This window comes from Billgrantia endophytica (genome assembly GCF_002879615.1).
GTDB lineage: Bacteria > Pseudomonadota > Gammaproteobacteria > Pseudomonadales > Halomonadaceae > Halomonas > Halomonas endophytica.
The window spans coordinates 112515-132888 of sequence record NZ_PNRF01000007.1 but is presented as its reverse complement, the minus strand read 5'-3'; the positions used below and the strand labels follow the sequence as shown (position 1 = coordinate 132888).

Here is a 20374-nt window from a genome sequence, read left to right as displayed (position 1 = left end):
CTTTCCTGCTGATTTGTCGCCGATTTTTGCCTTGTCTGGCCATCGCTCGTCGACTTTTCGTACAAAGCCAAGGGCTCAATGGCGCAGCTCCAACCGCTCGAAGTGCGGCCTCAGCCGCTTGACCAGGGCGGCGAGCATCGAGAGGGGCGGGGCGTTGTCCACCGGCTGGCAGTAGTCGGGGTCCATGCACTGCTCGGTGCGGGCCACCTGCAGGGCGTAGTGGCGCACGCCGCAGTCGGCGAGCGTCAGTGCCAGGTGCTCCACGTCGTCGATGGCAAAAAAATCCTTCCAGTGGACGGTGGTGCGGCACTCGAAGTCGAGGCCGCTGTCCAGTAATGCCACCAGGCTCCGGCCATGGCGCTGCCAGATTCCCGGTCGCCCGCAGATTCGGTCGAAGTCGCGCCCGCGCCCTTTCACATCCAACCCCACCCAGTCCAGCATCGGCAGCAGCCGGGCCAGCCGCTCCGGGTAGGGGCCGGCGGTGTGGAGCCCCACCTTGAAGCCCATTGCCTTCGTCTCGCCGATGGCGGCCGGCAGGCCGCCGTGCAGCGTCGGCTCGCCGCCGCTGAACACCACCGCTTCCAGCAGGCCGCGGCGACTGGCCAGGAATTCGCGCACGTCCTGCCACTCATGCGGCTCGCCGCGGCGGGGGTCGACCATCTGCGGGTTGTGGCAATAGCCACAGCGCAGCGGGCAGCCCTGCAGGAATACCACGCAGGCCAGGTGCTCCGGGTAGTCCAGGGTGGTCATGGGCGTCAGCCCGGCGACCGGCAGGCGGATCATGCCGGGTGGGTCGAGGGGGCGGGGAGCGGACAGTATGGCGATATCGGACATGGCGAATGGCCTGTGCCGGGTAGCTGTGAGCTCCCCGGCACGCTGGTGTGGATGACAGGGGCTAGAGGCCGACGCCCTCACGGAAATGGCGGCGCTCGCCATGTTCGGCACGCTTGCCGATATTGAACTGGCTGACCGGGCGGTGATAGCCCATCACTCGGGTCCAGACTTCGCAGCGCTGGCGCTTCTCGGTGGGCAGAGAGGCGTATTGTGCGTGGCTCATGTGATGCTCCTCGTGGATGTCGGTTCGGGGGATGTGCTTCAGGCCGTGGTGTCGGCCACTGAAGCGTGTCTTGCCAGCAGTGCTTCGTCGCACACTGGGCAGAACTCGTGTTCGCCGGCCAGGTAGCCGTGCACCGGGCAGATCGAGAAGGTCGGCGTGACGGTGATGTAAGGCAGCCGGAAGCGCGACAGGGCGGTACGCACCAGCTTGCGGCAGGCCTCGGGACTGGAGAGCTTCTCGCGCATGTAGAGGTGCAGTACGGTACCGCCGGTGTAGCGGGTCTGCAGCGGGTCCTGGTGGATCAATGCCTCGAAGGGATCGTCGGTGTGCCCCACCGGCAACTGGCTGGAGTTGGTGTAATAGGGGGCTTCCGGGTTGCCGGCCTGCAGGATGGCGGGGAAGCGTGCCTGGTCCGCCCTGGCGAAGCGGTAGGTCGTGCCTTCCGCCGGGGTGGCTTCCAGGTTGTAGAGATGGCCGGTCTGTTCCTGATACTCCTGCATCCGCTCGCGCACGTGGTCGAGTATCTCCAGTGCCAGCTGCTGTCCTTCCGGGTCGGCGATGTCGTAGCGGTCCTCGCTGAAGTTGCGCACCATCTCGTTGAGCCCGTTCACGCCCAGGGTCGAGAAGTGATTGCGCAGGGTGCCCAGATAGCGCTGGGTATAGGGGTAGAGGCCGTTATCCATCCACTGCTGGATGCGCTCGCGCTTGAGTTCCAGGCTGTCGCGTCCCAGCGCCAGCAGCCGGTCCAGCTCACTGATCAGGCCCGCGCGGTCGCCGGCGAAGCGGTAGCCAAGTCGAGCGCAGTTGAGCGTCACCACCCCTAGCGAGCCGGTCTGCTCGGCGCTGCCGAACAGGCCGTTGCCGCGCTTGAGCAGTTCGCTGAGGTCGAGCTGCAGCCGGCAGCACATGGAGCGCACCATGTGCGGTTCCAGGTCCGAGTTGAGAAAGTTCTGGAAGTAGGGCAGGCCATACTTGGCGGTCAGCGCGAAGAGCCGCTCGGCGTTGTCGCTCTCCCAGTCGAAGTCGTGGGTGATGTTGTAGGTGGGAATCGGGAAGGTGAAGACCCGCCCCTGGCGATCGCCGGCTTCCATCACCTCCAGATAGGCGCGATTGATCAGGCCCATCTCGGCCTGCAGCTCGCCGTAGGCGAAGGGCTGCTCCTCGCCGCCGATGATCGGTACCTGCTGGCGCAGGTCCTCGGGGCAGACCCAGTCGAAGGTGAGGTTGGTGAAGGGGGTCTGGCTGCCCCAGCGCGAGGGTACGTTGAGGTTGTAGATGAACTCCTGGATCGCCTGCCTGACCTGGCCGTAGTCCAGCCCGTCCTTGCGCACATAGGGTGCCAGGTAGGTGTCGAAGGAGCTGAAGGCCTGGGCGCCGGCCCACTCGTTCTGCAGGGTACCGAGGAAATTGACCATCTGGCCCAGGGCGCTGGAGAGATGCCGGGGTGGTTCGCTTTCGGCACGGCCCGGCACGCCGTTGAACCCCTCGATCAATAGCGTGCGCAGCGACCAGCCGGCGCAGTAGCCGCACAGCATGTCCAGGTCGTGGATATGCAGGTCGCCCTCCCGGTGGGCCTCGCCAACGGCGGCGGGGTAGACCTCGTCGAGCCAGTAGTTGGCGATCAGCTTGCCCGAGATGTTGAGGATCAACCCGCCCAGGGAGTAGCCCTGGTTGGCGTTGGCGTGCACGCGCCAGTCGGCACGTTCGAGATACTCATTGACCGTCGAGGCGACGTCGACCTGGCGTTTGACGGCCTGGCTGCTGGTGGGGGTGCTCACCGTCATCTCCCTATATATGCCAATATTTCTTTGGATAGACACCATATCTAGTGTCTGGAAGGCTAGTGCCTCCGGCGGCGGGAGAAAATGATCCAGGTCAGAAAAAGACCTATTGAGATAATCGGTAGCGCTTGTCGTTGGCTTTTCCGCCTGGCCGCGCCGTCACCAGGTCTGCGAGGAGGCGCTGTAAACCCATCCATGGGCGCTACATTTGCCCTGCTGCGCTCTCGCATCCTGCTCCGCTTGCAGGACCGGTGCTGGCCATCCATGGCCAACCCGTTCGGATCAATGCTCCTCACCCATGGCAAATGACCTCCTCTTCGACCTGCCCCGGCGCCTCACTTGGCCCTGTTGGAAACAGGACTCGGTGAAGGAGTGGCTGCGGTTCTGGCGGCTCAGCCGGCAGGCAGCCGGGTGTTGTCCATGCCAGGGCGACCATGCCAATAACCGTCGCAGATATCCGCTTCGACCAGCGACAGCGGGCCGGGCGGTGCCAGCTCGCCGCGGCGGGCCGCATCGAAGGCGGTGACGATATCTGCCATGCCTTCGCTGCGCGGACTCAGACGGGCCACCGCGATCCCCATGGCGGCCATGTCGGCGACCTCATGGCGCAGGTCCTGGCAGGCGCCGGAGAGGGTCTGGATGCCGTTGAGGGTGAATACCTCGCGGGATTCCTGGGAGCGTAGCGCCAGGCCCTCGGGGTGCTTCTGGCAGACGAACTGGCAGCGGTCCTTGGGTTTCTGGTGACGCCGGGCGGTGAAGCAGCGCGACGACCAGGCCAGCGGCAGGTGGCCGTAGGCGAACACCTCGCAGGGTGCCTCGAGGCCTTCGGCACGGCAGTCGTCGAGCAGCCGGGAGAGATCGACCCGCGACATCTCTACCGGCGCGTGCCAGCGCTGCATGCCGGCGCGGGCCATGACCCCGATGGAGGCGGGGTTGTAGAGGTTCAGCGCGGCGCCGGCGACGAAGGGCAGGCCGGCAGCCGAGAGGCACTGCAGGGCGCTCTGGTCGTTGGCCTCGACCAGGAATTCGCCGTTGTCGCAGAGCTTGCGCAGGTCGCGCAGGTCGGCCTCCGATTCGATCAGGGTCTGGCTCGACAGCACCACCTGCTTGCCGCCTTCGGCCAGCTCGCGGCCGATGCCCAGCCAGTCGCCGAGCTTCATGTCGCGGCGCCGGGAGCAGACCGTCTCGCCCAGGGTGACGATCTCCACCGGCCAGTCGGCGGCGTCGCGGTAGAAGTCGGCGTAGCGCTGGCGGGTCCAGTAGAAGAGCACCGGGCCCAGCGACAGCTGAAGCATGTCAGGGGTTGGCATGGGGCCTCCTATTTCCAGCGGCGCTCGTAGGCGCCCAGGGTGGTGGTGGCGCCCTCGGAGACTTCGCCGAGGCCGGCCATCCAGGCGGGGTCGGGGTGGAAGCGCTGCGGCGAGCGCTCCAGGCGGTCCAGCGCCTGACGCCAGATGCCGGCCACCTTTGATACGTAGGCGGGGCTGCGCTGGCGACCCTCGATCTTCACCGCGCTGATGCCCAGTTCACGCAGTTCCGGCAAGAGTTCCAGGGTGTTGAGGCTGGTGGGTTCCTCGATGGCGTGATAGGTCTCGCCACCCACCTCGAAGCGCCCCTTGCACAGGGTCGGGTAGCCGGCCCGTTCGCCCTCGGCATAGCGGTCGATGAGCACGCCGTTGAGACGTGACTCCAGCCCTTCGGGCGTCTCTTCCCAGCGCACGTGGGCCGCCGGAGAGCAGACCCCGCGGGTATTGGGCGATTCGCCGGTGAGGTAGGAAGAGAGATAGCAGCGCCCCTCGGCCATGATGCACAGGCTGCCGAAGGCGAAGACCTCGAGCTCCACCGGGCTCTGTTTCGCCAGGTCCCGTACCTGGGTGATGGAGAGTACCCGCGGCAGCACGGCCCGCTTGATGCCGAAATGGTCGTGGTAGAAGCGCAGTGCCTCGTGGCTGGTGGCCGAGCCCTGCACCGAGAGGTGGCGAGCCAGCGCCGGATGGTGCCGGGCGGCATAGTCGAGCAGGCCCATGTCGGCCATGATCAGGGCATCGACGCCCAGCTCGGCGGCCTGGTCCACGGCGCGGGTCCACTGGGACCAGCCATCCGGCTGAGGATAGGTGTTGATGGCGCAGAAGACCCGCTTGCCGCGAGCGTGGGCATAGTCGATACCCTCGCGGGCGCGCTTGTCGGTAAAGTTCAGGCCGGCGAACTGGCGCGCGTTGGTGGAATTCTGGAAGCCGAAATAGACCGCATCGGCGCCCTCATCCACGGCCCGCTTCAGGGCGGGCAGGTTGCCGGCCGGGCAGACGAGCTCCATGTCGTTCTCCTCGCGATGAAAACCCGACCATGCTAGTCGACTACCGTGTCATGTCTTTTGATGCGGGTCATGGCAGAGGCAGTTTGATCACCCACTCCGGTTGGCTTACGTGCTCACAGCCCGATGCGATGGGCGCGGCTGGTAAAGAAGATGCCGCTGGGCGATTCCGCCGGAAGACGCGCAAGCTGTTCGAAGGTACGGGTGTCATAGACGGTGACCCAGCCGCTGTCGCGGGCCGAGATCCAGATGTGTTCGCCGCGCGGGGTGAACTCCTTGTGCAGGATCGATTCGCCGGGCGACAGGGTCTCGATTACCTCCAGGGTTCCGGTATCGATGACCTGCACCTTGTCGTTGAGGGGGTGGGCGAAGGTGACCCATACCTGCCGCTCGTCGGGGCGGCTCATCACGAAGATCGGCTGGCCGTGCACCTCGATGCGATCGATCAGCGACCAGTCGCGGGTATTGGCCACCAGCACCTCGTTGCGGCCCACGGCCGGGAAGAAGGTCTGGTCGCCGGCCATGGCCCAGCCCTCCAGATGCGGCATCTTGTAGACCGGCAGGCGCTCCTCGCCACGGCCGTAGTCGGGCAGGATGCGCTGCACGCCTTGCTCGGGGTGCCACAGGTCGAGCAGGGCCATGCCGTCCTCGCCGAACAGGCCGGCGATATAGAAGCGGCCGTTGGGGGTGATCAGGGCGTCGTAGGGCATGCTGCCTATGTCGCGGTATTTCGTCAGCTCCGGCTCCTCCGTGGACATGTCCAGGGTCCAGATCTCGCCGGCTTCGAACAGGCTGAAGACGAAGACGTTTCCGGGCACATCCACCACGCCCACCACCTTGGCCTGGCCGGTGGTACCGTCCGGCTTCTCATAGGTGGCCGGTACGTCGATCACCAGTTCCATGGTCTCGGTATCGAAGACCTTTACACCGCCCGGCTCGTAGTTGCCCACCGCCACGAAGCGGCCATCCTGGGAGATGGCGCCGCCAATGCTGTTGCCGGACTGGATGATGCGGCCGTCGATCTCGCCGGTGAGCAGGTCGAGGCGGGTGAGACCGCCGTCGCGGCCGAAGACGAAGGCATGGCGCGCATCGCGGGTGAACTTCACCGAGGCGTGGGAGAGGTCGCCGAAGCCTTCGACATGGCGCAGCACCGTCTTGCGGGTGGTATCGACCAGCGCCACGCTGCCGGTGGCACGCTCGATGACCACGCCGAGGTCGCCGGTGCCGCGTAGTTCGAGCCGGTCGTCGGATACCGGTTCGGCGGGGGCCTGACCGCTCACCAGCAGGACAATGGCACTGGCGGCGAGCAGCGTCTTGATCGGAGTGAATGGAAGCATTGGCGACTCCTGGTCAGTCTTGCGGATTCAGCGTTTCGAGGGGGTTGTCGTGTTTCAGGTGTTCGGCAATCCAGCGGGCGTCCTCCTCGCTGATCAAGGCATTCCAGCCGGGCATGGCGCTGCCGGGTATGCCGTGCAGGATGATGTGGCTCAGCGCCTCGGCGGTGAAGCCCTCCATGCGATCGCGTGGCAATGCCGGGCCAAGGCCGCCACGCAGCGTCATGCCGTGGCAGGAACCGCAGTCCTGATAGAGCAGGGTCTTCAGCTCGGTCTGGCGGTTGGCTGCGAGGGGTTCCTGTTGGTTGTCTTGATGGCTTTCCGCCATGGCGTTGGTCGACAGCATCAGAAAGCCGAATAGAAGGGGCAGCATGGCCGACGGGTGCATGGGAAAGCCTCGCGAAATGACGGAGCGAAAAGGTAATGAGGCACGCGAAAAGGCACGGGCCGTCAGCGGAGTGTCCCGCCGTCGGCCCGTGGATGTCATGACGGATATCAAGGGCTGGACGAGTAGCGTTGCGAGGCGGCCAAAAAAGGGTCATTGAAAATACCTCTTTTGACTTGTGTCAACGGCAGCGTCGATGACCGGTTTCAGACTTGATGAGGCATGTAAGATACGTCTTAAGATCATGCTTTCCATCGACCCGCCCGGTATCTGCCCATGGCTGCACTCGACTCCCTTGACCGTCGCCTGATAGACGCATACCAGCGCGGCCTGCCACTGGTGGCGGCGCCCTATGCCGCAATGGCCGAACAGCTTGGGGTGAGCGAGTCCGAGGTGGTGGAACGTCTGCAGCGCCTGCAGGCGCTGGACGTGCTCAGCCGGGTGGGTCCGGTATTCGATCACGCCCGGGCCGGCGCCAGCCTGCTGGCGGCAGTGTCGGTTCCCGAGACCGAGCGTGACGAAGCGGCTGCGATGATCAGCCGTTGCCCCGAGGTGAACCACAACTACGCTCGCGAGCACCGCTACAATCTGTGGTTCGTGATGACCGCTGCCGACGAGACGCAGCTCGGGGTCCGGCTCGATACGCTGGAAGCCGAACTGGGGCGACCGCTGCTGCGTCTGCCGATGCTCGAGGGCTTCCATATCGACCTGGGCTTCCCCATCCCCTGGGCTGAACTGGAGTCGTCATGAGCACGCCCGTATCCATCGCCGTGCTTGACGAGACCCATGACGAACACCGTCTGCGCGCGCTGCTCGAGAGAGGCCTGCCGCTGACCTCGCGCCCGTGGCACAGCCTGGCCGAGCAGTGTGGCATGAGTGAGGCGGATGTCATGGCCTGTGTGCGGCGCTGGCAGGCAGAAGGGCTGATCAAGCGAATGGGGCTGGTGGTCAAGCACCATGCCCTGGGGGTCCGGGCCAATGCCATGGTGGTGTGGGACGTGCCGGATGACGCCGTGAGCGAGTTGGGCCAGCGCCTGGCGGCCGAGCCCGCCGTGACGCTTTGCTACCGCCGCCCACGGCGTTTGCCCGACTGGCCCTACAACCTGTTCTGCATGATCCATGGCACCCGCCGCGACCGGGTACTGGCAGTGCTTGGCGGCATCGTCGAGCGGCAGGCGCTGCAGGCGATTCCCCACCGCGTTCTGTTCAGCCTGAAGGCCTACAAGCAGCGCGGCGGCCGTTACACCCGAGAGGACGATAGTCATGACCGCAGAACGCCTCAGCCGGCCTGAACCGGCGGAGTTGGATGTCGCCGACCGACACATCATCAACCGCCTGCAGGATGGCCTGCCGCTGGTGGAGGCGCCCTATGCCGCCGTGGCCGCGGAGCTGGGCCTGGGCGAGGGCGAACTGCTCTACCGCCTTGAGCGGCTGCTGGAAGCCGGCGTGCTCAGCCGCTTCGGCCCCATGTATCACGCCGAGCGCCTTGGCGGCGGCCTGACCCTGGCGGCGCTGTCGGTGCCGGACGCCGACTTCGAGCGGGTCACCGAGGCGGTCAATGCCTTTCCCGAAGTCGCCCACAACTACCGCCGCGAGCACCGCCTCAACATGTGGTTCGTGCTGGCCACCGAGACGCCGGAACGTATCGGTGAGGTGATCGAGGGAATCGAGGCGGCCACCGGCCTGCCGGTCTTCAACATGCCCAAGCAGGAGGAATTCCATGTCCGTCTCCACCTGCCCGTCTGATCAGGCAACGCGGGAGGCCCGCGACGAGAATGCGCTGGATGCGCTGGACCGTGCCATCGTGCTTGCCACCCAGTCGGGCCTGCCGCTGGTGCCTGACCCCTGGGCAGCCATCGCCGGGCCGCTCGGCATCGACGGCAGCGAGGTGCGCCGGCGCATGCAGCGCATGCTGGACAGCGGGGTCATCCGCCGCATCGCCGCGGTGCCCAACCACTATCGCCTGGGCTACCTGGCCAACGGCATGACCGTGTGGGACGTGGACGATGCCCATATCGATCGTCTCGGCCGCGTCGTGGCGGCGCTGCCTGGCGTCAGCCACTGCTATCGGCGCCCGCGTCACCTGCCGGAGTGGTCCTACAACCTGTTCGCCATGCTGCACGGCCATACCCGCGATGACGTCGAGCAGCAGGCGGAGGCGCTGTGCTCCCTGCTGGGTGACGCCTGCCGGGATCATCGCATTCTCTACAGCTCACGCATTCTCAAGAAGACCGGCCTGCGACTGGCCGCCCGGTCCGACAGGCAGGCTTAGTCCGAGCCGAAGGCGAGCCGCAAGAGGAGTTCCGCATGTTCAGAGTCACCCGCTACGTCAAGTCCCTGGTCGAGCCCACTCCCCCAGGTCATGAAACCGGAGGGCCGGCCCCCAAGCCGCCCGGCCCGGTCGTGATCTGGAACCTGATCCGCCGCTGCAACCTGACCTGCAAGCACTGCTACACCGTGTCGGCGGACATCGACTTCAAGGGTGAGTTGAACACCGAGGAAGCCTTCACCGTGCTCGACGACCTGAAGCGGTTCCGGGTACCGGCACTCATTCTCTCCGGCGGTGAGCCGCTGATGCGGCCGGACATCTTCGACATCTCCCATCGCGCCAAGGAACTCGGCATCTATACCGGGCTATCCACCAACGGCACCCTGATCAACGAGCGCAACATTACCCGGATCGCCGCCTGCGGCTACGACTACGTGGGCATCAGCATCGATGGCCTTGAAGAGATGCACGACGACTTCCGCCGTCGCAAGGGGGCTTTCCGCGAATCCATGCACGCGGTCAAGCTGTGCAAGGAACACGGTATCAAGGTGGGGCTGCGCTTCACCCTGACCCAGCAGAACTACGAGCAGCTTTCCGACATACTGGCGCTGATCGACGCGCACGACGTCGACAAGTTCTATCTCTCACACCTCAACTACGGCGGCCGTGGCCACCGGCACCGCAAGCAGGATGCCTGGTACCGGATGACCCGTGACGCCATGACCCGACTGTTCGACCATTGCCGCAGCGAGCTCGAGCGTGGCGTCGAGCGGGAGTACGTCACCGGCAACAACGACGCCGACGGCCCCTTCCTGCTGATGTGGGCCCGAGAGCACTTCCCGGAGCAGGTCGAGGCACTGGAGCAGCGGCTGACCCACTGGGGCGGCAACGCTTCGGGAGAGCTGATCGCCAATATCGACAACCTGGGCACGGTGCATCCGGACACCTTCTGGTGGGATCACGATATCGGCAACGTGCGCGAAAGACCGTTTTCCGAGATCTGGCGTGACGCCCGGGACCCGCTGATGCAGGGCTTCCGCCAACGGCCGAGGCCCCTCAAGGGACGCTGTGGCGAGTGTCGCTACCTGCCGATCTGCAATGGCAACACCCGGGTGCGAGCCTGGAAGGTGACCGGCGATCCCTGGGAAGAGGACCCCGGCTGCTATCTCACCAACCAGGAGATCGGCGTCGAGGAAAACCGCGAGCGCCGCGTGGTGGCCCCCTACGATGCCATCCAGAGCATCGAGCTGTAGGGCATGACTTGGAATAGAGATGACCGTTGACGCTTCGGGGAGAGGCCGACCATGACGACACATCGCCAATCGCGAAACCTGAGCTTCGATCTCGACGAGGTGCCGCTGGCGCCCGGCGAGGTCGCCATCGTGGGAGCCGGACCCGGCGACCCCGGGCTACTGACCCTGCGGGCGCTATCGCTGCTGCAGCAGGCCGACTGCCTGGTTTTCGACCGGCTGGTGTCCCGGGAGGTGCTGGCGCTGGCGCGGGAAGGCGCGAGGCGCTTCTACGTCGGCAAGGCCGCGAGTCACCATTCGCTGCCCCAGGAGGAAACCAACGTCCTGCTGGTGAGTCTGGCCCGGCAAGGCAAGCGGGTCGTACGCCTCAAGGGTGGCGATCCCTACATCTTCGGACGCGGCGGTGAAGAGGCCGAACACCTGATCGAACACGGCATCGGTTTTCGTGTGGTGCCGGGCATCACCTCGGCCTCGGGCTGCTCCACCTACTCCGGCTTCCCGCTGACCCACCGCGACCATGCCCAGAGCGTGACCTTCGTCACCGGCCACGCCAAGGCCGACGGTGAGCTGGAGCTGGACTGGGGGGCGCTGGCAGTGCCCAATCATACCGTGGTGTTCTACATGGGCCTGGCCAATGCCGAGCTGATCAGCACCGAGCTGCAGCGCCACGGCCTGCCCGCCGCGCATCCGGTGGCGCTGGTCGAGCGGGGCACCACGCCCGACCAGCGCCACGTGCTGGTGACCCTGGGCGACATGGTCGAGGTGATCGAGCGTGAGAGCTTCCGGCCGCCGACCCTGATCGTGGTGGGCGAAGTGGTGCGCCTGGCGGACACTCTGGCCCCTGCCATGACCCGTTGCGATACCACCGTCACCAAGTCTTTGGAGATGGGGAGGCGGGCGCTGTGAGACGACACAAGTTGCTGATCGGGGCGTTGCTGGCCCTGGCCATTCCCGCCATGACGGCGGTAGCCGATGGGCCCGATGCCAATGTGCTCTACAACCACCACTGCGCGATATGCCACGGCGTCAGCCGGCTGGGCGGCATCGGCCCGGCGCTGCTGCCCGACAACCTTTCGCGGCTCAGGCACAACGAGGCCGTCGAGGTGATCCGGGGCGGCCGTGCTGCCACCCAGATGCCGGCCTACGGGGAACTGCTGGACGAGACGGAAATCGCCGCGCTGGCCGAGTGGATCTATGAGCCGCCGGAGGTCGAGCCGAGCTGGACCGACGAGGACATCCTGGCCAGCCATGAAGTGAACCACTATTACGGGACGCTGCCGGACGAGCCGGTGTTCGAGGTCGACGACCTCAAGAACCTGTTCCTGGTGGTGGAGATCGGCGACCACCACGTCAGCCTGCTCGACGGGGACAAGTTCGAGCGCATCACCCGCTTTCCCAGCCGCTATGCGCTTCACGGCGGTCCCAAGTACACCCCGGATGGCCGCTACGTCTACTTCGGCTCCCGTGACGGCTGGGTGACCAAGTACGACATCTACAACCTCGAGGTCACCGCCGAGGTGCGCGCCGGCATCAACATGCGCAACATCGCGGTGTCCGCCGACGGGCGCTACGTGCTGGCCGGCAACTACCTGCCCCACACCCTGGTGCTGCTCGACGCGCGCAACCTCGAGCTGATCGCCTCCATCCCGGTGGAGGGCCTGAACGGCGACACCTCGCGGGTCAGCGCCGTCTATACGGCGCCGCCGCGCAACAGCTTCATCGCCGCCCTGCGCGACATTCCCGAAGTATGGGAGATCCGCTGGCCGGAGGAGCGGGCCGCAGGCGACGAGGCGCTCGTCGGTGACTTCGCCCTGCACCGCATGGAAGCGCCGGACTATCTCGACGACTTCTTCTTCGACATGGAGTACCGCTACGTGGTGGGAGCGGCCCGCGGCGGCCAGGGCGGCCAGGTGTTCGACCTGGATGAAGAGGTCAAGGTGGCGGACCTGCCCCTGGAAGGCATGCCGCACCTGGGCGCCGGCATCACCTGGGAGCTCGACGGCCGCCGGGTGATGGCGATCCCGCACATCGACAAGGGCCAGGTGTCGGTGTTCGACATGACCGACTGGTCGCTGATCACCCACATCGAGACCGACGGTCCCGGCTTCTTCATGCGCAGCCACGAGAATTCGCCCTACGCCTGGGTCGATGTCTTCTTCGGCCCCAACCACGACCGTGTCCACGTCATCGACAAGCAGACCCTCGAGATCGTCGAGACGCTGGTTCCCGAGCCCGGCAAGACCGCTGCCCACGTGGAGTTCGACCGCCGAGGCGAGACGCTGCTGCTGAGCATCTGGGACGACGACGGTTACCTGCTGTGGCTCGACGGCAACACGCTGGAAGAGCTGGGCCGGATGCCGATGAAGCGTCCCTCGGGCAAGTACAACGTATGGAACAAGACGCAATACGAGGAGGGCACCAGTCACTAGACCTCGTACGAAAACTGTCTGCGCTCGACTATACGGCGGAGCTATCTTCCCGGCAGCGGAAGTTCACGGATGAGTTCCGCCGTCGTACGCATTCTGCAATAGCCTTTGATGGCCTTCAGGCTGGCATCGTGGCGCTCTTGGGTATAGGTCGTACACGCGTCGGGTATCAGCGTGACGAGATAGCCCAGGTCACATGCGTCACGAACTGCCGATTCGATACATTGGTCAGTGACGACTCCCGCCAGGATAAGATGGCGTACCCCGAGATTACGCAGGACATAATCGATATTCGTCGAGATGAACACGCTCGAGGACGTTTTTGGGATGACGATTTCATCGTCCAACGGTTCCATTTCCTCCAGTACCCTGGCGTCCCATGATCCTGGTAACACGTTAAAACCAGTGATCTTATAGTCTAGGCTACGATCTCTCCCATCCCGCGTCAGGCTCTCTATCACCGTGTACATCACCTCTATTCCGGCTTCCCGGCACCTGCTCTGGAGCTGGCGCATGTTCGGCAAGGCAGTGTCGCGCAACGTCTGAAAATAAAAATCCAGCCGGGATGTGAACTCCTCGCTCGAAAGGTCGGCAAACTCCATTCCTTCGGGGTGAGCACAAAAATTCTGGACATCGATAAAAAGTAGGGCGGTACGGTTTGGTTCGACTGGAACCTCCCGGCTCAGCTTTGTGGTCATATCGCGATCGCCTGTAATTTTTGATACATTTGCTTGCATCTGTATCGTATGGCACAGTGGTGCTGGATTCAACAGCGAACGGCATGAGTTTGCGTGGAGCAGACGGCGGCTTGCCAAGCCGACCTTAGGAGGAGGAGCAATGCGTCTTTTAGCTGAGGATGAGTTGCCGCCGGTTACGGTGCACCGGCAAAGTGGAAAGTCGATCTTCGTTCTTGCCAGCGATCATGCGGGCAATTCCGTGCCTCGGCGGCTACGCAACCTGGGATTACCCCAATCTGAGCTCGGTCGTCACATCGGTATCGACGTCGGCATTCTGGAGACCTCCCTGCAGTTGGCAGATCAGTTGGATGCGCCCCTGATCGCACAGCGCTACTCTCGGCTGGTCATTGACTGCAATCGTCAGCCAGGAAATGTGAGCTCCATGCCCACCATCAGCGAGTCGACGGAAGTACCCGGCAATTGTGGCTTGAGCGACGACGAAATGTGGTGGCGCGAACGGGAGATTTTCCATCCCTATCACGACATGATCAAGGAGATGCTGGATTCGCGAGATCAGGAAGGGCGCGACACGGTGTTGGTGGCGATGCACAGTTTTACGCCAGAGCTCTTTGGCCGCCCCAGGCCATGGCACATCGGTGTGCTGTTCAACCGTGATCCCCGGGTCGGCAAGGCCCTGCTCGAACTCTTGCGCGCCGAAGGAGATCTTTGCGTGGGGGAGAACGAACCCTATGCCGTGGATGACGAGAACGATTATACCATTCCGGTCCATGGTGAGCGTCGTGGGCTTCCGCATGTCGAGATTGAAATTCGCCAGGACCAGTTGGCTGATGCCGGCGGGCGCAAGGCCTGGGCCGATCGTCTCGCCCGTCTGTTGCCCCAGGCGGTGGATCGTGCTCTGACACCGACCACGTTCCACCGATAAGCCAACTGGCCGGAAGCCACAAACCCTCGTGCTTACAAGCAGGACTAACCTGATGACTCAACCTCGCTTTGTCGATAGCGTATTGGTTCGTGATGGACCTCTCAATCCCGCGCGTACGGCATTGTTGCTGGTGGACGTACAGAACAAGGTTTTCAATGCGGAAGGGGCTGAGCAGAACCCGTATTTCCATGAACGCGTATCACGCCTCGTTATGCCTAACCTTCAGGCCCTCATCGCTCGCATGAGAGACTGTGGAGGTGAAGTGATCTACACCGTCATGGAAAATATGACGGATGATGGCCGTGATCGGAGCCTGGACTATAAGCTGTCAGGTTTCTTTATTGCCAAGGGCTCGTGGGAGGCGGGCGTTTGCCAATCCGTTGCGCCAGCCGGTGATGACATCGTACTGCCCAAGACCTCCTCAAGCGTGTTCAATTCCACCAATATCGCCTACCTGCTGCGCAATATCGGAATCGATACGCTCATCGTGACCGGCTTCCTTACCGATCAGTGTGTCGACCATACGGTTCGTGACGCGGCAGACATCGGGTTTTATCCACTTTGTGTCTCGGACGCATGCGCCACCTATTCACAGAACCGGCATGATCGGGCGCTCGAGGCTTTCGGAGGCTACTGTCGCACCTTGACTACGGCAGAACTCCTCAATGCGTTACCAGAATGAAAAGCTGGCTTTCCCTTGCCTTACTCTTCGCCGGATGCGGTTCGCAGCTTCTCGAGGCGCTCGATTCTTCGCTTGCCACGCGAACCAAGGCGATCCACCACTCCGGCGACAAGAGCCTCCGTCATTGCCAGCCCGGCCACTCCGGAATCAAATGCCGAGGGAACCTCGACCGGTACCGAGAGGACATGATGAGCATGGGCGGTAATTTGCGAGTTCCAGATATCAGTAATAAGAACCAACGTCACGCCCTGGCGGGCCATCTGTTCGGCAAAGCGAATCACGTCCGGCTGGTAGCGACGAAAATCATACACGATCAGCGTGTCGTGCTTGGACACGTCGAGTCGTTGGTCCGGCCAGGTACTCGTTGGGCCATCGATCAAGTGTACGATGGGCCTTAGCTCCCTAAGGTACATATGCAGATAGCTCGCCGTGGTACGGCTGAAGCGGCCACCGAGGATATGTAGCGCATGCTTGCTGTCGGTGAGCAGTGCAATGACTGCCTCGTATTCGTCTCTTGAGAGTGTGTCGAATGCTCGACGAATATTGGCGGCGAGTGCATCGCCGAACCTGGCCAGAGTGTCCCGACCACTGTCATCGGGTAGCGGCGTATCACTGGCCATTACCCCATCATAGCGCGCCAGCGGTGATTCAAGCCTTTCCTTCAGTTCCTCCCGTAACGCTCGCTGGAAGGCTGCATAGCTTTTGAAGCCTACCTTGGTAATGAAGCGAAGGATGCTGGGGCCACTGGTGCGGGCCCGTTCGGCGAATGCGGCTACCGTTTCCAGGCCCACCATGGGGTAGGAGGCCAATAGGATGTGTGCGATACGGCGCTCGGTCGGTGTCATTTCGTCGAGGGTCTGGTGAACCATCTTGGCCACCGTGGGGCGCATGGGGCCGTCGTCTTGCGGCAGAGGCATGGTTGATTCTTCCTGTATCGTACATTACGAAAAGCTCGATGATGGCATATTCTGTAATTTTTATTTTGACAATGCCAGCAATCCTTTGTAACTTTGTTTTGAGGCGCCAGTGTTTGGCGACCCGTCTTCGCCCAAGAATAACAAGGCTGGATTAGCCGATGAGGCACTCCATCAAGGTGAGGACTGGTCGTGGTATCCAATGTCTGACTTCGTTACTCGGTGACAGTACAACGCTGCCGATTCGTATGTGGCCAGACTTGACGATTCAACTAGCGCAAGGAGATTCTGCTATGCGAGCTCGTTATTCCAACCTGGCGTTAACGGCCTTTTCGGCCGCGTCGATTGGCTTCGCCTTTCAGGCCAGTGCCGACACCATCATCAACGCTTCTGGCATTGATCCAACCTACTCAGTCTTTATTGTTGCCGTGGATGGCGGTTTCTACGAGGAAGAGGGGCTCGATGCCGAGTATCGCCTATTTGAAAGCGGCAGCGCCGCTGCCGAGGTGGTGGTAACGGGAAACGCGCATATTACCTCTGGCTCTGAACTGAGCGGCATCGGTTTTCGAGACAGGGGCGCGCCGTTAGTCATCATTGCTTCAGCGATGCGCTCGGACCGGCAAATGGGGGCGATCGCGAGAGAGGGTATCGAGGCGCCTGAGGATCTGGTCGGTCAGACGGTAGGCGTATCCTTTGGCAATGCATCCCAGTTTTATTGGTCGCTCTACGCAAGTCACTATGGCCTGTCAGAAGAAGAGATCACGGTAACCAATATCGGTCCACCGGAAATGGTGCCTGCCTTGGCAACTGGCCAGATCGACGCCTATTTCGTTTGGGAGCCGTGGCTCGAAAACGGTCTGAGAACTGTCGAGAACGCAAATCGCCTGCACCGTTCCGGCGACGATGATGTCTATACGCTGGATATGGCCTACCTCATTCATGAAGATCTGCTTGAAGACACCGAGACACTTCATGCCATGATGCGTGCCCTCGATAATGCGACAAATTTCATCAATGAGGAACGAGAGCAGGCGGCAGAAATGGTTTCTCAAGCCATGAATATAGAGCTCGAAGACACGCTAAATATCATGGAGGGCCTGAATTTTGAAGTAAGGCTGGAACAATCCTTTCTTGAGGGACAGGAAGATGCCGCAGCGTGGATGCTGGATGCCGGACTGATAGACGAAAGCCCAGAACTGATTGGCGGCTATATCCGTCCCGAAGTCATGCAGGAATTGTTTCCTGATCGAGTGGACTTCTAATTCCGATAAAGAGCAACAGTTCAGTCCTTGTGCCAGCGGAAAGTTGCTTCTCGATCTGTAGAGGCAGCGCCCGCTGGTACATCATTCAATAGAGTTGGGTGAGTATCCGTGCCTTCAAGCTTTCTACATAATTCCAACGATACAGTTCTGGATCTGCGTGGTGTAAATAAAGTGTTCGATGTCCCTGGCCGACCGCCTTACGTGGCCATAGAGGATTTCAATTTACACCTGGCTGAAGGAGAGTTCGTCTGTCTGCTAGGGCCGAGTGGTTGCGGCAAGACTACCGTCATGAACATGCTGGCTGGCTTCATCGAGCCAAGCAGTGGCTCTATCCTGCTGGATGGCGAGGCGGTATGCAGGCCTGGGCCGGATCGAGGAGTCATCTTCCAAAGCCATGATGCCCTGTTTCCCTGGCTGACTGCCCAAGAGAATGTGGAATTCGGACTCAAGATGCGGGGGATACCAGCAAAGGTGCGCTCCGAGACCGCTCAGCGTTTCCTTGCACTGGTCGGGCTCGCCAATGAAGGTCGTAAATTCATCCGTGAGCTTTCAGGTGGCATGCAGCAGCGTGTACAGATAGCACGTGTGCTTGCCAATGAGCCTCGTATCCTTCTAATGGATGAACCGTTTGCCGCACTCGATGCGCAGACTCGCAGAGTCCTGCAAGACCAGCTTGTTGACATCTGGCAACGCACGCAAACCACAATTTGCTTTATCACCCACGATATCGGTGAGGCTGTTTTTCTGGCTGATCGTGTCGCAACCATGCGAGCCGGCCCAGCCTCGGGGATCAAAGAGGTGGTAGAAATTGATATGCCACGTCCCCGGGAACGGATTAGTGATCAAGCCAGCGTATATCACCGACGCATTGAGGATGTCATCTCTGCCGAAGTGCAGGCGGCTCTAGCCTAGGAACGACTAATGACAAAGCATATTCCCATACCCGTATACTACCTTTTCAGTGTTACAGCGGCTGTATTGATCTGGCAGCTTCTGAGTGTCACCGTCTTTCCATCCATTTTCTTTCCTCCTCCCACACAAGTCGCAGAAACGGCTGTGAGGTTGATCGAGAACGGCACCCTTCCAAGCCATATACAGATTAGTTTGCAGCGCATTTTATTGGGCTTCTTCATCGGAAGCCTAATCGGTTTTCCCGTAGGGCTTGTACTTGGTGCGAACCTGCTGGTGCGACGACTGGTTGAACCATTTGTACATTTTTTTCGCTTTGTACCTCCTATTGCCTGGGTTTCGCCAGCGATAATATGGCTGGGCATCGGTGAAGCGTCAAAAGTGGCATTGATTATTTATACGACAACTTTCATGGTTCTTTTGAACACGCTGACTGGGGTTGTCAGTATCGATCGTAATAAGCTGCTGGCGGCCAGGTCGCTGGGGGCAAGTTCCCTGCAGTGCTTCTTTTTTGTCGTTTTTCCGGCAACGATACCCTTTATCTTTACGGGTATGCGGCTGGCGATGGGTAATTCTTTCATGACGGTCGTGTCGGCGGAAATGATAGCGGCCCAAGAGGGGCTTGGTTACATGATCATTCACGCCAGGCTATTCATGGCACTTGATCAGATATTTGTAGGAATCATCTGTCTTGGCTTGTTGGGTTGGGGTACTGATACAGTGCTTCGCTTTCTGATCAGAAGGTTCGGCTCTCGCTATCAGCCAGTAGCTTGATTGAGGTTTTTTTTGACGAATATCTTATCCCAAGCAACTCTCGGAAAGAGGATTGTCTTATGTCTGAAAAAGAACAAGTGGCGGCCATGCTGCGTGCCGCCGATGTACGTTGGGTGCGTGTGTTGTGGTGCGATAATGCCAATATCATCCGTGCTAAATCATTCAATGTTTCACAGCTGGATAGTCGTTATATCGATGGTGTTGGAATTGCCGAAGCGCAAATGGCTCTACCTGTCATGTATGATGCCGTGGTCCCGGACAGTGGTCTGACCCCAGTCGGTGAAGTCAGGTTACGGCCGGACTGGAATACGTTGAATGTCCTGCCCTATGCACCAGGCCAGGCCCAGGTCATGGGGGACATGGTCACGGCAGGAGCGACATGGCCGGTCTGTCCTCGGGAATTCCTGCGCAGGCAGATCGCCAGGGCCGCCGAGCATGGACTAGAGATCGTGGCTGCTTTCGAAAATGAGTTTTTCCTTCTGGAAGCCGGTGGCGATGGTATCACCCCAGTCGATGAAACGCCGTTCGCTTCTACATTGGCCATGGGGCAGAGTGGCGCTGTCATCAATGATATGGTTGATGCGCTGGAAGCGCAGGGAGTCATCGTCGAGCAATACCACCCCGAAGCCGGCCCTGGACAACATGAGTTGGCTACCCGCTATTGTGATGCCATGGCTGCGGCTGATAGGCAAATCATCTTTCGTGAGACCGTGCGCGGTGTCGCATTGGGTCATGGGTTGCGAGCCTCGTTTCTACCGAAACCTTTTGAACATGCCGCTGGCAGTGGTTGCCACCTTCATCTCAGCCTTTGGCGAGATGGAAAAAGTTTCACAACGGATCCGCAGCAACCCTATGGGCTGACAGCCGAGGCCATGGCTTTCATGGCCGGCGTATTGAAGCATTTGCCAGCCCTGATGGCGATTACTACACCCAGCATCAACTCCTATCGACGTATCCAACCCCATTTCTGGAGCGGTGCGTTCTGTGTCTGGGGTATGGATAATCGTGAAGCCGCGTTGCGTGTACCAAAATCGCCTGACGGCGGTGCACCTAGCAATATGGAATTGAAAGCGGTCGATGCATCTTCCAATCCTTATTTGGCGCTTGGCGCAGTTATTGCCGCAGGCCTGGATGGTGTGGTTAACCAGCTGGTTCCCGGGGAGCCGGTTGACGTGGATCCAGGCACGCTGTCCGATGACGTCAGGAACGCTTCCGGGATCGCTCCGCTCCCCGGTTCGCTCAGTGAAGCCCTGGTTCACCTTGAAAAGAATGCCGTATTGCTCGAGGCGCTGGGACCGGCGCTCGCGCACGCTTTCATAGCCGTGAGAAAGGCCGAATGGGGCGCGCTGAAGAACGTCTCATTCGAGGAAGAGACCAGGCTGTTATTGGAAAAATACTAA

General features: G+C 61.6%; 22 protein-coding genes. 13 read left to right on the top strand and 9 right to left on the bottom strand.

What is annotated here, in order from left to right; translation table 11 throughout:
- Positions 1-75: 75 nt before the first annotated feature.
- The 7 genes from C1H69_RS02560 to C1H69_RS02530 all read right to left on the bottom strand — a co-directional run bounded on the left by C1H69_RS02560 (position 76) and on the right by C1H69_RS02530 (position 6970).
- On the bottom strand, positions 76-834 hold the full coding sequence (locus tag C1H69_RS02560; RefSeq protein ID WP_240609785.1) for an anaerobic ribonucleoside-triphosphate reductase activating protein: 759 nt from the start codon (positions 832-834) through the stop codon (positions 76-78).
- Between the two features lie 61 nt (positions 835-895).
- On the bottom strand, positions 896-1057 hold the full coding sequence (gene nrdD, locus C1H69_RS24345) for an anaerobic ribonucleoside-triphosphate reductase (RefSeq protein WP_102651843.1): 162 nt from the start codon (positions 1055-1057) through the stop codon (positions 896-898).
- A gap of 38 nt (positions 1058-1095) precedes the next feature.
- Positions 1096-2880 (bottom strand): ribonucleoside triphosphate reductase, encoded by a 1785-nt coding sequence (locus C1H69_RS02550; protein WP_102651842.1) that lies wholly within the window; start codon positions 2878-2880, stop codon positions 1096-1098.
- Between the two features lie 350 nt (positions 2881-3230).
- The gene (locus C1H69_RS02545; protein ID WP_240609784.1) at positions 3231-4148 is read right to left on the bottom strand and encodes a U32 family peptidase; all 918 of its coding nucleotides are present in this window, start codon (positions 4146-4148) and stop codon (positions 3231-3233) included.
- An 8-nt stretch (positions 4149-4156) separates the two neighbouring features.
- Positions 4157-5152 (bottom strand): ubiquinone anaerobic biosynthesis protein UbiU, encoded by a 996-nt coding sequence (gene ubiU / locus C1H69_RS02540; protein ID WP_102651841.1) that lies wholly within the window; start codon positions 5150-5152, stop codon positions 4157-4159.
- Between the two features lie 113 nt (positions 5153-5265).
- Positions 5266-6486 (bottom strand): cytochrome D1 domain-containing protein, encoded by a 1221-nt coding sequence (locus C1H69_RS02535; RefSeq protein ID WP_102651840.1) that lies wholly within the window; start codon positions 6484-6486, stop codon positions 5266-5268.
- 13 nt (positions 6487-6499) lie between these two features.
- Entirely contained in the window at positions 6500-6970 is a 471-nt protein-coding gene (locus C1H69_RS02530) for a c-type cytochrome (RefSeq protein ID WP_240609783.1), read from the bottom strand.
- 174 nt (positions 6971-7144) lie between these two features.
- Here C1H69_RS02530 and C1H69_RS02525 point away from each other — a divergent pair, with 174 nt between their 5' ends.
- From C1H69_RS02525 to C1H69_RS02495, 7 genes are read left to right on the top strand one after another with little or no spacing between them, the layout of a single operon-like run.
- Positions 7145-7618, top strand: coding sequence for an Lrp/AsnC family transcriptional regulator (locus tag C1H69_RS02525; protein ID WP_102651838.1), 474 nt, complete (start codon positions 7145-7147; stop codon positions 7616-7618).
- The gene (ahbB, locus tag C1H69_RS02520) at positions 7615-8160 is read left to right on the top strand and encodes a siroheme decarboxylase subunit beta (RefSeq protein ID WP_102651837.1); all 546 of its coding nucleotides are present in this window, start codon (positions 7615-7617) and stop codon (positions 8158-8160) included. The genes C1H69_RS02525 and ahbB (C1H69_RS02520) overlap by 4 nt, the downstream gene beginning before the upstream one ends.
- Entirely contained in the window at positions 8132-8614 is a 483-nt protein-coding gene (locus tag C1H69_RS02515; RefSeq protein WP_102651836.1) for an AsnC family transcriptional regulator, read from the top strand. Before ahbB (C1H69_RS02520) ends, C1H69_RS02515 begins: the two co-directional genes overlap by 29 nt.
- Entirely contained in the window at positions 8589-9140 is a 552-nt protein-coding gene (gene ahbB / locus C1H69_RS02510) for a siroheme decarboxylase subunit beta (protein ID WP_102651835.1), read from the top strand. The genes C1H69_RS02515 and ahbB (C1H69_RS02510) overlap by 26 nt, the downstream gene beginning before the upstream one ends.
- A 35-nt stretch (positions 9141-9175) precedes the next feature.
- Positions 9176-10390: a heme d1 biosynthesis radical SAM protein NirJ gene (gene nirJ / locus C1H69_RS02505; protein ID WP_102651834.1), complete on the top strand. Its 1215-nt coding sequence runs from the start codon at positions 9176-9178 to the stop codon at positions 10388-10390.
- A gap of 51 nt (positions 10391-10441) precedes the next feature.
- Positions 10442-11293 (top strand): uroporphyrinogen-III C-methyltransferase, encoded by an 852-nt coding sequence (gene cobA / locus C1H69_RS02500; RefSeq protein ID WP_102651833.1) that lies wholly within the window; start codon positions 10442-10444, stop codon positions 11291-11293.
- On the top strand, positions 11290-12816 hold the full coding sequence (locus C1H69_RS02495; protein WP_205738396.1) for a nitrite reductase: 1527 nt from the start codon (positions 11290-11292) through the stop codon (positions 12814-12816). Before cobA ends, C1H69_RS02495 begins: the two co-directional genes overlap by 4 nt.
- Before the next feature lie 41 nt (positions 12817-12857).
- On the opposite strand, the gene C1H69_RS02490 is transcribed toward C1H69_RS02495, so the two are convergent.
- Positions 12858-13511: a cysteine hydrolase family protein gene (locus C1H69_RS02490; protein WP_102651832.1), complete on the bottom strand. Its 654-nt coding sequence runs from the start codon at positions 13509-13511 to the stop codon at positions 12858-12860.
- A gap of 139 nt (positions 13512-13650) precedes the next feature.
- Between C1H69_RS02490 and C1H69_RS02485 the strand changes: the two genes are divergently transcribed.
- Both C1H69_RS02485 and C1H69_RS02480 read left to right on the top strand, forming a co-directional pair.
- Entirely contained in the window at positions 13651-14433 is a 783-nt protein-coding gene (locus C1H69_RS02485) for an N-formylglutamate amidohydrolase (RefSeq protein ID WP_102651831.1), read from the top strand.
- Between the two features lie 52 nt (positions 14434-14485).
- On the top strand, positions 14486-15115 hold the full coding sequence (locus C1H69_RS02480; RefSeq protein WP_102651830.1) for a cysteine hydrolase family protein: 630 nt from the start codon (positions 14486-14488) through the stop codon (positions 15113-15115).
- 20 nt (positions 15116-15135) lie between these two features.
- Here the strand turns inward: C1H69_RS02480 and C1H69_RS02475 are convergent, their stop codons facing one another.
- Complete coding sequence (locus C1H69_RS02475) at positions 15136-16032, bottom strand: MurR/RpiR family transcriptional regulator (protein ID WP_102651829.1); 897 nt, start codon at positions 16030-16032, stop codon at positions 15136-15138.
- Positions 16033-16322: 290 nt separating this feature from the next.
- Here C1H69_RS02475 and C1H69_RS02470 point away from each other — a divergent pair, with 290 nt between their 5' ends.
- The 4 genes from C1H69_RS02470 to C1H69_RS02455 all read left to right on the top strand — a co-directional run bounded on the left by C1H69_RS02470 (position 16323) and on the right by C1H69_RS02455 (position 20374).
- Positions 16323-17291 (top strand): ABC transporter substrate-binding protein, encoded by a 969-nt coding sequence (locus C1H69_RS02470; protein ID WP_165789403.1) that lies wholly within the window; start codon positions 16323-16325, stop codon positions 17289-17291.
- A gap of 108 nt (positions 17292-17399) precedes the next feature.
- Positions 17400-18203, top strand: a complete 804-nt coding sequence (locus tag C1H69_RS02465; RefSeq protein WP_205738395.1) for an ATP-binding cassette domain-containing protein — start codon at positions 17400-17402, stop codon at positions 18201-18203.
- A gap of 9 nt (positions 18204-18212) precedes the next feature.
- Positions 18213-18974, top strand: coding sequence for an ABC transporter permease (locus C1H69_RS02460; protein WP_102651827.1), 762 nt, complete (start codon positions 18213-18215; stop codon positions 18972-18974).
- Between the two features lie 59 nt (positions 18975-19033).
- Positions 19034-20374, top strand: a complete 1341-nt coding sequence (locus C1H69_RS02455) for a glutamine synthetase family protein (RefSeq protein ID WP_102651826.1) — start codon at positions 19034-19036, stop codon at positions 20372-20374.